Raw genomic sequence first — 12,547 nt, 5'->3', positions numbered from 1 at the left:
CCAGGTGTCATAAGGCCTGAAGCCAACCTTCGTCCAACGCTATTCGTGGCGTTCGAGTTCGCTGACCGCCGCCGACTGATGCTGATCATCCCAAGACATGCGCACGGTCACCAGGCGCCAAACCTTATCCAAATCGCGGCCATGGCAAGGGTACGCCTTCAGCCGGTCGCAAACAGATCTTAGATGCGCTCGAGTGCAACCGCGATGCCTTGGCCGACGCCGATACACATCGTCGCCAACGCATATCGCTCGCCACGCAATCGAAGCTCCAATGCAGCCGTTCCTGCGATGCGCGCACCGGACATCCCGAGTGGATGGCCCAAAGCAATCGCTCCGCCGTTCGGGTTGACGTTTTCCGCGCTCTCAGACAGGCCAAGATCGCGGAGAACGGCGATGCCCTGAGAGGCAAATGCTTCGTTCAATTCGATGATACCAAATTCCTTAGGGGTAAGGCCGACCAGCTGGCAGAGCCGTTTGGTTGCGGGAGCCGGTCCGAAACCCATGATGCGAGGCTCTACGCCTGCGGTCGCTCCACCCATTATGCGGGCGATGGGAGTGAGGCCATACTTCTTCGCCGCTGCTTCAGAAGCGATGATAAGCGCTGCTGACCCATCGTTGACGCCTGAGGCATTTCCTGCAGTGACTGTCGCGCCGTCGCGCTTGTTCACGGTGTTCAGCTTCGCCAGCGCCTCGATGCTGGTCGCTCGCGGATGCTCATCTCTTGTGACGACGACGGAGTCACCCTTTCGCTGCTTGATGGTGACCGGTGTGATTTCCTGATCCAGGCGACCGTTGGCCTGCGCTGCCGCGGCCTTGGTTTGTGATCGCACTGCGAAGGCATCCTGATCTTCACGCGAAACCTTGAAGTCCATGGCGACATTGTCACCGGTCTCGGGCATGGAGTCGACGCCATACTGCTGCTTCATCAACGGGTTGACGAAGCGCCAGCCAATCGTTGTGTCGTAAATCTCCGCATTCCGCGAAAACGCGGATTCGGCCTTCGGAACGGTGAATGGAGCCCGGCTCATGCTCTCCACGCCACCGGCGATCATAAGCTCGGCTTCGCCCGATTTGATGGCGCGGGCCGCCGTGATGACCGCGTCCATGCCCGAACCGCAAAGACGGTTCATCGTCGTTCCGCCGACCGATACGGGAAGGCCCGCGAGCAGAGAGGACATTCGCGCAACGTTGCGGTTGTCTTCACCGGCCTGATTAGCGCAGCCGTAAATGACGTCGGAAACGGCTTCCCAGTCGATGCCGGGATTACGATCCATCAAGGCCTTGAGAGGTATGGCACCGAGATCGTCTGCTCGAACCGAGGACAGCGATCCGCCAAATCGGCCGATCGGGGTGCGGATGTAATCGCAGATAAATGCATCAGCCATTTGATGCTCCTTAAAGCTCGGGTACGACGAGGTCGGCGGCAGGACCATTCACAATCAGTGGCGCTCCCGTCATTGCCTGCAATTCTTCGACGGTCATGCCGGATAGTTTCTCGCGAAGGACGAAACGGCAATCGACGACGTCGATGACTGCGTGGCTTGTGTAGATTCGCGTGATGCAGCCCACCCCCGTAAGGGGAAAGGTGCATTTCTCGACAAGCTTCGGCTCGCCGTTCTTGGTCATGTGTTCGGTGATGACGAAGACCTGCTTCGCTCCGTGAACGAGATCCATTGCTCCGCCGACGGCCGGGACGCCCTTGCTCCCAACCCGCCAGTTTGCAAGGTCGCCATTTTGCGCCACCTGGTAGGCGCCCAAGATCGCGACATCCAGATGTCCGCCGCGAACCATGGCGAAGCTGTCGGCGTGATGAAAAAATGCCGAACCCGGCTTGAGCGTGACGGCCTTCTTGCCCGCATTGATCAGGTCCCAGTCTTCTTCGCCCGCTGGCGGCGTCTCGCCGAAATCGAGAATGCCGTTTTCCGTATGGAAGATGGCCTGTCGGCCCGGCGGCTGGTACTTCGCAACCATTTCCGGAAAGCCGATGCCTAGATTGACGTAAGCTCCATCCTGGATGTCCTGTGCCGCGCGCCAGGCGATCTGCGAATTCGTCAGCTTGATGTCTTCACGAGTGTCGACGGTCATGCGTATGTCACTCCTTCGCGGATGAGGTCTTCTTCCTGTTTCGGGTCGCTGATCTCTACGATTCTATCAACGAATATCCCGGGTGTGACGACATGCTCCGGATCGATGCCTCCAAGCGGTACGATCTCCGATGCTTGCACGATCGTCTGTTCCGCCGCCATGCACATCAGAGGGTTAAAGTTCCGAGCCGCCTTGTTGTAAGTCAGGTTGCCGTGAATGTCTGCGACATGCGCCTTGACGATGGCGAAGTCTGCCTTGAGCCAGCGCTCTTGAACGTACCTGCGACCACCGAATTCCGCGATCGGCTTTCCTTCGGCCAGCTCGGTTCCATAGCTGGTGGGGGTGTAGAACGCTGGAATACCTGCGCCACCAGCACGGATACGCTCTGCAAGAGTGCCTTGGGGAACGAGCTCAAGCTCGATTTCGCCTGCAAGGTACTTGTCGGTGAAGGCCCGTGGGTCGGATGAGCGGGGAAAAGAGCAGATCATCTTCCTCACCATGCCGGCGTCGATCATTGCGGCTATTCCAATTCGACCGTTGCCGGCGTTGTTGTTGATTACCGTCAGGTTCTTGGGGCCCTTGTCGATCAGGGCGTGGATCAGTTCGATCGGCGCGCCGGAGCCGCCGAAGCCTCCGATCATTAAAGTCGCGCCATCGCCGATTGCAGAGACGGCTTCAGCCGCGCTCTCAATTGTCTTGTCCATTGATGTCTCCTTGCCGAATGCACCCGCCTCCTTCGGCAGAGCCTCCTGCGCCTAATTAAATCCAGCGCCGGGTTGCCCGCAATATGGAATGTGCGATAATTGATATTTGTTCGCATATCGCACAAATATGGAGAGGCATGATGCGCGACCAATTAAAGGAAACCGATTTCGTGAGCGGGTTTGCACGGGGGCTTCGCGTCATCGAAGCGTTCGGAGAGCAAGATCGTCGGCTTTCAATTTCGGACGTCGCCAAAAAGACCGGTTTGGACCGCGCGACCGTCAGGCGATCTCTGTTGACACTCGCGGAACTCGGTTATGCGGAGTATGACGGAAAATTTTTCACGCTGACGTCGCGCATCCTTCGACTGGGGCATTCCTATCTTTCCGCGACACCGCTCCCAATGCTTCTTCAGCCGTTTCTCGACGCGCTTTCAGAAAGGATCGGGCAAAGCACATCTGCGTCTGTCCTCGACGACACCGAGATCGTCTACATCGCGCGCGCCTCTCAACGGAGGGTCATGTCCATCAATCTAAACCCTGGGAGCCGGCTGCCCGCGTACTGCTCCTCAATGGGACGGGTGCTGCTCGCAGCTCTTCCGGAGAACGAGGCGCGCAAGATCCTGGGCCGGTCAGACCTGAGGGCCAACACGGAACATACGATTACGGATATAGAGAGACTGTCCGAAGAACTCGCGAAAGTTCGGTCCCAGGGGTATGCGCTGATAGATCAGGAACTTGAGCTTGGCCTTTGTTCGATCGCCGTGCCGCTACGCAGTCGGCGCGGCGAGGTTATTGCCGCTTTGAACGTAGGGGCACCAGCCGCGTATCTGCAGTCGCAGGAGATGGTGACAAACTTCCTGCCGCTGCTTCATGAGTTCGCGCAAAAAATCAATCTATCGATGGCGTAGGCAGGGCCGAGGTCGTGGGCTCATAATTTCTGAGCCATGAGCGTGGTCAGGCCCGACGGGCAGGCGCGACGAGTTCGCGCATCGCGGTGGCCCGGATCCGCGCGAAAAGGCGAACCGTGGTTCAGCGCAGGATATGCTTAGAGTTTTTCCCAGCGGCCAGCTGGCCACATGAAGCTCGGCTTAGCGCTTGGCTAGCGCATGCTCCATTCGGCTGAGACCCTCGCTCAGCAGCGATCGCGGGCAACCGAAATTGACACGGATATAGTCTCCATAGGCGGCGCCGAATTCGGATCCGGCGCTGAAACCCACCTTGCCGTGTTCGAGGAAAAATGCCTGCGGATCCGGCGTCAGGCCCATGTCACGGCAGTCGAGCCAGGCAAGAAACGTGGCTTCCGCCTTGACTAGGCGGATCTTGGAGAAACGCGACGCGACCTCCTTGGAGAGGTAGTCGCGGTTGGCCTGGATATAGCCAAGCATCTTCTCTTTCCAGGCGGATGCGTGCGTGTAGGCGGCAAGCGTCGCATCGAGGCCGAGAATGTTGACGCTGTCGACCATTCCGAGCTTCGACTGCACGAAGCGTTCGCGGATCTCCTTGTTTTGAACGATCGCAAAGGCGGTCTTCAGACCGGCGATGTTGTAGGTCTTGCTGGCGGCCATCAAGGTGATGGTGCGGTTCGCCGTCTCATCCGAGAGCGTGGCTATGGGGATATGGCGGCGGCCGTCGAAGAGCAGGTCGCAGTGGATCTCGTCGGAGACGATCAGCGCGTCATTCTTTTCGCATAGCGCGGCGATCTCGGTGAGTTCTTCCCTGGTGAAAACCTTACCGGTCGGGTTCTGCGGATTGCAAAGAAGCAGCGCGCGTGATCTGGCAAGCGCGGAGGCAAGCGGATCGACATCCATCACGTAGCCCTGTTCGGCTGCCCGCAGCGGCACTTCGTTGCGAACCAGGCCCCAATGGCCGGGCGCATTGAGGATGGGGCGGTAGACCGGCGTCTGCACCACCAATCCATCGCCGGGCTCCAGCATCGCCTTCAATGCCATGTTGAAGCCGGGCTCGACACCCGGCAGGAACACGATATCGTCAGGCGTGATCGACCAGCCGTATTTCGAGGCCATGTCCTCGACGATCCGGGCGCGCAGTTCGTCGCGGGCAACGCCATAGCCTAGCATCGGATGTTCGAGGCGGTTGCGTATGGCGTCGACGATCTCGGGCGCGGCCGGAAAGTCCATGTCGGCGACCCACATGGGGAGGATGTCGACCGGATACTTGCTCCATTTCGAGCTGCCAGTGCCGCGGCGCTCATGCACAGCATCGAAATCGGTCATCGCTTACAGCCCCCTGATCATGCCGCCATCGACGCGGATGGACGATCCTGTGACATAGCTGGCCTGAGAACTCGCCAGGAATACGGCGACAGCCGCGAATTCTTCCGGCTTGCCGTAGCGTCCGACCGGAATTTCGTTGCGCGATGCTTCCTGCACGGCTTCGAGCGAGGCGCCGGTCTTTTCAGCCTTGATACCGTCGAGCTCGCGAACGCGGTCGGTAGCGATGCGGCCGGGGAGGATCATGTTGACGGTGATGCCGTGCCGGGCAACTTCGGAAGCAAGCGTCTTCGACCAGCCGGCGACAGCGGCGCGCACACCGTTCGACAGTGCCAGATTGGCGATCGGCTGGACGACGCCGGAAGAGCCGATGGTGATGACGCGGCCCCATTTGCGGGCGATCATGCCGGTCAGCATGGCGTCGGTGATCGAGAAGATCGAGGTCGCCATCGACTGGAAGGCGGCAACCCAGCTTTCCGAGGACTGGCCGAGCGCCGGACCGGCCTTCGGGCCGCCGGAATTGTTGACGACGATATCGACGCCGCCCTGCGCGGTCAGCATCTCGACCAGGGCAGCCACCGAGGCGGCGTCGGAGAGGTCGACGGTTACGGGAACGATGTTATTCGTCGCCTCGATCTTGTCGGCGCTGCGGGCGGCGGCGAATACCTTGACGCCTTCCGCCGCAAGGCCGGCTGTGATGGCGGCGCCGAGGCCACGGCTGGCGCCGAGAACGAGTGCCTTCTTCCCAGAGATCTGCAGGTCCATTAGTTCAAAGCTCCTAGTTTCTTTTCCTGGCGGGCAATCAGCCGCTCGACTTCGGCCACCGCCGCCGCGTTCAATGCGGCGCCGGGACGGCGCTGGACGGCGCTGGCGATCGCGCCACGCTTCGCGAGTACATATTTGCGAACGGCAAGACCGAGACCCGGTTGCTGTTCGTAGCGCATCAGGGGGAGATAGGCGTCGAAGAGATCATGCGCCTCCTCATGCCGGCCTTCATTGCTCAATTTGCAAACGCCCACCATCATCTCAGGGTATGCAAAGCCGGTCATGGCGCCATCGGCGCCGCGCTGCATTTCCTCCGGCAGGAAGACGCCGGCATTGCCGCAGAGGATCGAGACGCGCCGACGGCCCTTGGCCTCGGCGGCGCGCAGGTCGGTGATCTTCTGCAGGCCGGGCCAGTCCTCGTGCTTCAGCATGACGATGCTCGGATGCGCCTCGAAGATCACACCGAGTGTTTTCGAGCTGATCTGGACGCCAGTTGCGAGCGGGAAGTCCTGGAGAACGACGGGAACGTCGGTGCCGATCGTTTCAACGACGTTGCGGTAGTAGGTGACGATCTGGTCGTCGGTGCGCAGGCTGGACGGCGGCGCGACCATGACGCCGGCGGCGCCGATATCCATCACCGCTTTCGTCAGCTCGCCGATCGCGGCAAGGCCGGGGGCGGAAACGCCGACGACAACGGGCTTGCCGGCAGAGCGCGCCAGCGTCCGGCGCGTCACGTCGATCGATTCCGCCTGGGTCAGCTTCGGCGCTTCGCCCATCATGCCGAGGATCGTCAGGCCGTCGGCGCCTTTTTCGTAGTAGAAATCGACCATACTATCGATGCTGGCTGTGTCGATCGCGCCGCTCTCGTCGAAGGGGGTGCAGGCGATGACGAAGACGCCCGAGGTATCGGCTGTGATGTGTGACATGTATTATCCTCGCTATAGCACTCAGAACCAGGCGGAATCGCTGCGGCCGACATACTGGCCGTCGCCGGGGGCGTTGACGATCTCCGTCCCATCATAGGCGAGCTTGCCGCCGACATAGGTGCGGGCGACGCGAACACTGAATTCGCGGCCGTCGAAGGGGCTCCAGCGGAGCTCGTCATGTGCCTTGGACGAATCCCAGACCTGTGCTTCCATCTTGAGAATGGCGATGTCGGCATCCGCGCCAACGATGAGCGCACCCTTCTGCGGCCACAGGCCGAAGAACTTGGCGGGGCGTTCGCACAGCTGCTCGACAGTCAGGGTCACGGCGTCGAAGCCGCGTATCTCGGCACCGGTGTAAAAGGCGGGCAGCAGGGTCTCGAGGCCGGGAACGCCGGCGCCGGCGTCGAAGATCGATGCCGTGAACTTGTTGTCGATCGGCCAGCTCGAATGGTCGGAGCTGACGAAGGCGACGCGGCCGGACACGACGTCGTCCCAGAGCAGTTCGATCTGGCCGGGGCGGATCGGCGGGTTGACCTTCATCTTGGCGCCGAGCGCCGGCCCGTCGATTTCTGGGTCGAGCCAGAGATAGTGGATGCAGAGTTCGCCGGTAGCGCGGTAGCCGTCCGTCAGATAGTTTTCGACGAGATCGAAGCCACGCGTGGTCGTCAGATGCACGATATGGGCGTGCGCGCCGGCAGCGGCTCCGAGTTCTAGGAACTGGGCGGTCGCGGCCATTTCGGCGGCCGGTGGTCGGCTTTCGGAATGCGCCTCGATGCCGTCGCGGCCGGCGGCCTTGGCGACGGCGATGTTGGCGCGAACGATCTCCTGGTCTTCATTGTGCACGCCGAGCGGGATCGCGGTCTCGGCCAGCGCGGTGAAGATTTCCAGCGTCTGGTTTGAGGAGATGCGCGGGAAGCGGGTCGGGCTGCTTTCGAAGGTCGAGATCTTGAAGGCGACGACACCACCTTCGATCAGGCCGTCGATCTCGTCGGTGGACTGGCCGGGCATGACAGTGCCGTAGAGGGCGACGTTGGTGTGGGCGTGCTCGCGGATCGCCGCGATCTTGGCGTCCAGCTTGGCGACCGAGTTGAGCGGGTCGGGGTTGTCGTAGGGCATGTCGACGATGGTGGTGATGCCGCCGGCGACCGCCGAACGCGTCGTGGAGCGGATGCCGGGCAGGCCGCCATAGCTGCAGGCGTGGGTCTGACCGTCGATGACGCCGGGGATGATCAGGTCGGCACCCGCATCGAAGCTCTGGGCCGCATCGGGTGCCTCGCCGGTGCCGATCGCCGCGATCTTACCGTCGCGGATAGCGATCCAGGCGTTGTCGAGCGGCCCCTCAGGCAGGACGGCGGTGCCGCGAATGACGATGTCGTAGGTCATGATGCATGCCTTCCATATTGCAGGTCGAGAGTGGTGCAGGCGAGCGCCACGCCGGCCTGCACCGGATCGATGACGGGAATGCCGAGCGCATCCTGCATCGCCTGGCGATAGCCGCCGAGACCGGCGCAGCCGAGGATGATGACATCGGCACCGTCCTCGTCGCGCAGCAGGCGCGCCGTGCGGGAAACGGTTTCGACCACATCGCCGGCCATGAGCTGGACGACCGTCATGTCGATGGAGCGATCACCGGCCAACCGGCCGTCGAAGCCGAGCACCTTGAGATAGCGCAGGTGGCGGTCGATCGAGGATTGGCCGAGCGAGACGATGCCGAACTTCTGCCCAAGGCCCAGCGCTGCAAGATAGGCGGCCTCGGCGATGCCGACGACGGGACGGGTCGTTGCCTTTCTGACGGCGGCGATGCCGGGATCGGAAAAGCAGGAGAGCACGAAGGCATCGGCGTCGGAGATCGCGACCGCTTCGAGAATGTTGGGGATCACCTCGGCCACATGCGCATCGGTCTCGATGCCGGGCGGCGACTTCTGCAGTTCCGTGCAGTGGATGTCATGGCGGGTGGCATCGCGAACGATGCCCAGGCACGTTTCCATCGACCGGGTGACCGAAACGGAGCTATTTGGATTGATGACGAGGAGTCTTGACACGGCGATACCTGCTGGGGACAGCATTGCGTCCAATAAATATATTACGTAGTATATCAGAAAATCCGGCTTGTCAAAGTTCTGTTGGCGCAGGCCTGATGATGCGAAGTGTCCGTGGAAATTGGCGGGTTGCTCGCCTATGTTGATGCTCGGCTCGACGGATGACGCCGCCGGAATCGGAACTGGAGATTGATTTTGATTAAAGCGGACACGTCGAGCGGCAAGCGTGGAAAGTCGCTGACGGAGACGGCCTACGCCATTCTTCGCGAGCGCATCATTACCGGCGACCTGGCGCCCGGCGTGGAGGTCTCGGAACCGGAACTGGCCGAGCAACTGTCGGTCAGCAAAACGCCGGTGCGCGAAGCGCTGGCGCGGCTCTGTGTCGAAGGCTTCATGGAAGCCTATCCCCGGCGCGGCTATCGCGTGACGCCGGTGACGATAAAGGACATGAACGATCTCTTCGCCATTCGCGGGATGTTGGAAGGAACGGCAGCAGCACTTGCCGCCAAGAACCTTAGTGATGCCGATCTCGATCTTCTCGATCAGCTCGCCGATGTCAGCTACGTGATCGGAGAGGAGGTCAGCACCAAGACCTTCGTCGATTCCAATCAGGAGTTCCACTCCGCGATCGCGCGCGGCTCGCGCAATCCGCGCCTCTATGCGCTGGTCATGAGCCATCTCGAGGAATGCGCGCGGCTGTTCTACATGGGCGCCCGCGTTCGCGACATCAATCCGGAGACGAACGACGATCATCATCGCATCGTGGCGGCGCTGCGCAAGCGCGATGCCGACAAGGCGCGCGACGCCGTGGTCGAGCACAACGAGAATACGCGCCAGGGGATACTGGGCGCGCTCGTCGCTACGGGGCAGGTGGGGCTGACGCTCTGATCTTTTCTGGCTGCGTCAGGCGACCTTGACGAGGTGTCCGGGCGCCGGCTCGTCGTAACGGGCGACAGGTGGCTGGTAGTCGGCGGGCCTCACCGCACTGCCGATCTCGCCGCCGGGTGTCGCGCGGCGGATATGACGGCGCGCCGGATCGGCGATCGGGACCGCGCTCAACAGCTTGCGCGTATAAGCATGTTGCGGATTGCTGAAGATCTGCTCGCGCGTGCCGATTTCGACAATTTCACCGAGATACATGACCGCGACGCGATGGCTGACGCGCTCGACGACGGCCATGTCGTGGCTGATGAAGAGGTAGGCGATCTTCAGCTGCTCCTGCAGTTCCATCATCAGGTTCACGACCTGCGCCTTGATCGATACGTCGAGTGCGGAGACCGCCTCGTCGGCGACGATCAGGCCGGGATTGAGCGTGAGTGCGCGGGCGATGCTGATGCGCTGCCGCTGCCCACCCGAGAATTCATGCGGGAAGCGCCGCGCCATGTCGGCCTGCAGGCCGACGCGCACCATCAGATCCGCCACCTTCTCGCGCGCTTCCTTCGCGGTTGCCAGGCCGTGGGTGATCATCGGCTCCATGATGGCATCGCCGACGCGCATGCGGGGATTGAGGCTCGAAAACGGATCCTGGAAGATCATCTGCATATGCTGGCGTTGCTTCGTAAGCTTCGCTTGGTCGAGCGCTCTGATATCCTGGCCATCGATATGGATGGAGCCGCTGACGGGTTCTACCAGGCGCAGCACGGAGCGGCCGGTGGTCGACTTTCCGCAGCCGGATTCGCCGACCAGCGAGAGCGTTTCTCCCTCGTGAAGATCGAAGGAGACGTTCTCGACCGCATGTACGCGGCCGCTGACGCGCCCGAAAAGGCCTGATTTGATATCGAAACGGGTGACGAGATTGCGGACCTCGAGAATGGGGCGCTTGCCGCTCTCGACGGTACCGGCGATCTCGCGCTCCGGCGAGGCAACGCCCGTGTCCGTATCGGTCAGCGGCAGCGTTGCCGGATATGCGCGGCCTTCCATCGAGCCCAGCCTCGGGACAGCGGAGAGCAGCGCCTTGGTGTAGACATTGGCGGGCGCTTTGAAAATCTGTTCGGTCTCGCCGATCTCCAGCGCGCGCGAACGGAACATCACCACCGTCCGGTCGGCGATTTCTGCGACGACGCCCATGTCGTGGGTGATGAATAGGACCGCCATGTTTTCCTCGTCCTGCAGCGACTTGATTAGCTGCAGGATCTCCGCCTGGACGGTGACGTCGAGCGCGGTGGTCGGCTCGTCGGCGATCAGGAGCTTCGGCCGGCAGGCGAGCGCCATGGCGATCATCACGCGCTGGAGCATGCCGCCGGAGAGCTGATGCGGATATTCGTCGTATCGGTTTGCTGCGGCCGGAATTCTCACGCGTTCGAGCAGCCGCACGGCCTCGGCGCGCGCCTCTTTCTTCGAGCAGCCGCGATGGCGGATAATGGCCTCGGCGATCTGGCGCCCGACCGTCAGGACCGGGTTAAGCGAGGTCATGGGTTCCTGGAAGATCATGGCGATGTCGTTGCCGCGCACGTCTTGCATCTGCCGCTCCGGCAGCGACAGGATGTCGGTTCCGCCGAGCGTGATCTTGCCTGATACGCGCGACGTGCGCTCCGGCAGCAGACGCATGATCGACATGGCGGTGACGCTTTTTCCCGAGCCGGATTCGCCGACGATCGCGACCGTTTCGCCCGCCGCGATGCTGAAGCTCACGTCGTTGACGACAGGTGTCCACGCGCCATTTCTGCGGAAGGACGTGGTGAGATTTTCGACCGAAAGGACTGTCAAGCGCGGATACTCCAGATCGCGGCAAAGCTGGCAGGTCGATATTGCAACGCGTCGATGGACAAATGTCAATAAAAATACCTCGTGGAATATTACGTAAGATATTTTAAGCTTGCGATCCTTTTCCCAATCGACAAATCTGCCTCTGACGTAGATGCAAACAGGTGCCTCACCGGATCGATCGGAGACCGACATGACAGACGCGCAGCGCCAGACCGTTTTGCTCACCCCGATGCAGCTGCAGGCGATGCGCGCATCGGGCGCCGATGTGACCGTCATCGCCGTCCACTCGATCAACCCCTATACGGGGCAGGCCTCGTTCAAGGGGGAGCGCATCGAAGGGGCCGTCGATACGCAAGCCTATGAGGATTTCCAATCGCCGGCGACGGTCGAGGGCGGGCAGCGGCCTTTGCCCGATATCGCGGTGCTGCAGGCCAAGGCGCGCGCCTGGGGGCTGCGCCGCGAGAGCACGATCGTCATCTACGACGCCGATCGCAGCATGACGGCGGCGCGGGCCTGGTGGGTGCTGCGCTGGGCCGGTCTGCCTGACGTCAGGGTGCTTGACGGCGGCTTTCCAGCCTGGTTGACCGCCGGCCTTCCTGTTGCAGAAGCGGTTTCTCATCCAACGCCTAGCGATATCACGCTGACTTCAGGTCACATGACCGAGATCGGGCCGGATGAGGCGCTGCGTCTTGCCGTCGATGGCGTGCTACTGGATGCCCGCATCCGTCCGAACTATATCGGCGGCGCATCGCTTCCCGGCCAGCCGCCGCGCGGGCATATCCCACATGCGCTGAGCGCGCCGGCGCCTGACAATGTCACCGACTACGGCAACTTCACCGATGGGGCGACGCTGAAGGAGATGTATCGCGCGCTAGGCGCCGATGGTCAGAAGCCGGTGGGCGTCTATTGCGGCGCCGGCATGTCGGCCGCGCACACGGTGCTGGCGCTGGCGTCGATCGGTATCGATGCGGCGATGTATCCGGGATCGTGGTCGGCCTGGGTGAGTGACCCGACGCGGCCGGTCGTCCCGGGGGCCGACCCGGCATAGACTGCGAATAGCCCGAATTTTTCGCTTGAATGCTGCTGTGCAG

The 12,547-nt window shown here is 61.9% G+C and carries 12 protein-coding genes; 3 read left to right on the top strand and 9 right to left on the bottom strand.

The window, feature by feature from the left end; translation table 11 throughout:
- Positions 1-179: 179 nt before the first annotated feature.
- From pcaF to J5286_RS26655, 3 genes are read right to left on the bottom strand one after another with little or no spacing between them, the layout of a single operon-like run.
- Complete coding sequence (gene pcaF, locus J5286_RS26665) at positions 180-1,385, bottom strand: 3-oxoadipyl-CoA thiolase (RefSeq protein WP_209193032.1); 1,206 nt, start codon at positions 1,383-1,385, stop codon at positions 180-182.
- A 10-nt stretch (positions 1,386-1,395) separates the two neighbouring features.
- Positions 1,396-2,085, bottom strand: coding sequence for a CoA transferase subunit B (locus J5286_RS26660; protein ID WP_209193031.1), 690 nt, complete (start codon positions 2,083-2,085; stop codon positions 1,396-1,398).
- Complete coding sequence (locus tag J5286_RS26655; protein WP_209193030.1) at positions 2,082-2,789, bottom strand: 3-oxoacid CoA-transferase subunit A; 708 nt, start codon at positions 2,787-2,789, stop codon at positions 2,082-2,084. The genes J5286_RS26660 and J5286_RS26655 overlap by 4 nt, the downstream gene beginning before the upstream one ends.
- Before the next feature lie 140 nt (positions 2,790-2,929).
- On the opposite strand from J5286_RS26655, the gene J5286_RS26650 reads away from it, so the two are divergent.
- The gene (locus J5286_RS26650) at positions 2,930-3,697 is read left to right on the top strand and encodes an IclR family transcriptional regulator (RefSeq protein ID WP_209193029.1); all 768 of its coding nucleotides are present in this window, start codon (positions 2,930-2,932) and stop codon (positions 3,695-3,697) included.
- Between the two features lie 180 nt (positions 3,698-3,877).
- Here J5286_RS26650 and J5286_RS26645 read toward each other — a convergent pair whose 3' ends face one another.
- The 5 genes from J5286_RS26645 to J5286_RS26625 are packed head-to-tail and all read right to left on the bottom strand — an operon-like array spanning position 3,878 to position 8,753.
- Positions 3,878-5,023 carry a MalY/PatB family protein gene (locus tag J5286_RS26645; protein WP_209193028.1) on the bottom strand — a complete coding sequence of 382 codons (1,146 nt, stop codon included), beginning with the start codon at positions 5,021-5,023 and terminating at the stop codon, positions 3,878-3,880.
- A gap of 3 nt (positions 5,024-5,026) precedes the next feature.
- Positions 5,027-5,785, bottom strand: a complete 759-nt coding sequence (locus tag J5286_RS26640; RefSeq protein ID WP_209193027.1) for an SDR family oxidoreductase — start codon at positions 5,783-5,785, stop codon at positions 5,027-5,029.
- Complete coding sequence (locus J5286_RS26635; RefSeq protein ID WP_209193026.1) at positions 5,785-6,711, bottom strand: dihydrodipicolinate synthase family protein; 927 nt, start codon at positions 6,709-6,711, stop codon at positions 5,785-5,787. Before J5286_RS26635 ends, J5286_RS26640 begins: the two co-directional genes overlap by 1 nt.
- Positions 6,712-6,732: 21 nt before the next feature.
- A complete protein-coding gene (locus J5286_RS26630; protein WP_209193025.1) occupies positions 6,733-8,094 on the bottom strand; it encodes a dihydroorotase in 1,362 nt (453 codons plus the stop codon).
- Positions 8,091-8,753: an aspartate/glutamate racemase family protein gene (locus J5286_RS26625; RefSeq protein WP_209193024.1), complete on the bottom strand. Its 663-nt coding sequence runs from the start codon at positions 8,751-8,753 to the stop codon at positions 8,091-8,093. Before J5286_RS26625 ends, J5286_RS26630 begins: the two co-directional genes overlap by 4 nt.
- A 192-nt stretch (positions 8,754-8,945) precedes the next feature.
- On the opposite strand from J5286_RS26625, the gene J5286_RS26620 reads away from it, so the two are divergent.
- Complete coding sequence (locus tag J5286_RS26620; protein WP_051961510.1) at positions 8,946-9,638, top strand: GntR family transcriptional regulator; 693 nt, start codon at positions 8,946-8,948, stop codon at positions 9,636-9,638.
- Positions 9,639-9,653: 15 nt separating this feature from the next.
- Here J5286_RS26620 and J5286_RS26615 read toward each other — a convergent pair whose 3' ends face one another.
- Complete coding sequence (locus J5286_RS26615; RefSeq protein WP_209193023.1) at positions 9,654-11,456, bottom strand: ABC transporter ATP-binding protein; 1,803 nt, start codon at positions 11,454-11,456, stop codon at positions 9,654-9,656.
- A 190-nt stretch (positions 11,457-11,646) separates the two neighbouring features.
- Between J5286_RS26615 and J5286_RS26610 the strand changes: the two genes are divergently transcribed.
- Complete coding sequence (locus J5286_RS26610; RefSeq protein ID WP_209193022.1) at positions 11,647-12,504, top strand: sulfurtransferase; 858 nt, start codon at positions 11,647-11,649, stop codon at positions 12,502-12,504.
- Positions 12,505-12,547 lie beyond the last annotated feature (43 nt).

It is taken from the genome of Rhizobium sp. 16-488-2b (genome assembly GCF_017741815.1).
Taxonomy (GTDB): Bacteria; Pseudomonadota; Alphaproteobacteria; order Rhizobiales; family Rhizobiaceae; genus Rhizobium.
The sequence above is the reverse complement of the archived record's forward strand: the minus strand, read 5'-3'. Positions and strand labels throughout refer to the sequence as shown.

Bases quoted from the DNA above. Each gene is read 5' to 3' on its own strand.
- pcaF (WP_209193032.1), bottom strand. From the start codon at position 1,385: ATGGCTGATGCATTTATCTGCGATTACATCCGCACCCCGATCGGCCGA.
- J5286_RS26660 (WP_209193031.1), bottom strand. From the start codon at position 2,085: ATGACCGTCGACACTCGTGAAGACATCAAGCTGACGAATTCGCAGATC.
- J5286_RS26655 (WP_209193030.1), bottom strand. From the start codon at position 2,789: ATGGACAAGACAATTGAGAGCGCGGCTGAAGCCGTCTCTGCAATCGGC.
- J5286_RS26650 (WP_209193029.1), top strand. From the start codon at position 2,930: ATGCGCGACCAATTAAAGGAAACCGATTTCGTGAGCGGGTTTGCACGG.
- J5286_RS26645 (WP_209193028.1), bottom strand. From the start codon at position 5,023: ATGACCGATTTCGATGCTGTGCATGAGCGCCGCGGCACTGGCAGCTCG.
- J5286_RS26640 (WP_209193027.1), bottom strand. From the start codon at position 5,785: ATGGACCTGCAGATCTCTGGGAAGAAGGCACTCGTTCTCGGCGCCAGC.
- J5286_RS26635 (WP_209193026.1), bottom strand. From the start codon at position 6,711: ATGTCACACATCACAGCCGATACCTCGGGCGTCTTCGTCATCGCCTGC.
- J5286_RS26630 (WP_209193025.1), bottom strand. From the start codon at position 8,094: ATGACCTACGACATCGTCATTCGCGGCACCGCCGTCCTGCCTGAGGGG.
- J5286_RS26610 (WP_209193022.1), top strand. From the start codon at position 11,647: ATGACAGACGCGCAGCGCCAGACCGTTTTGCTCACCCCGATGCAGCTG.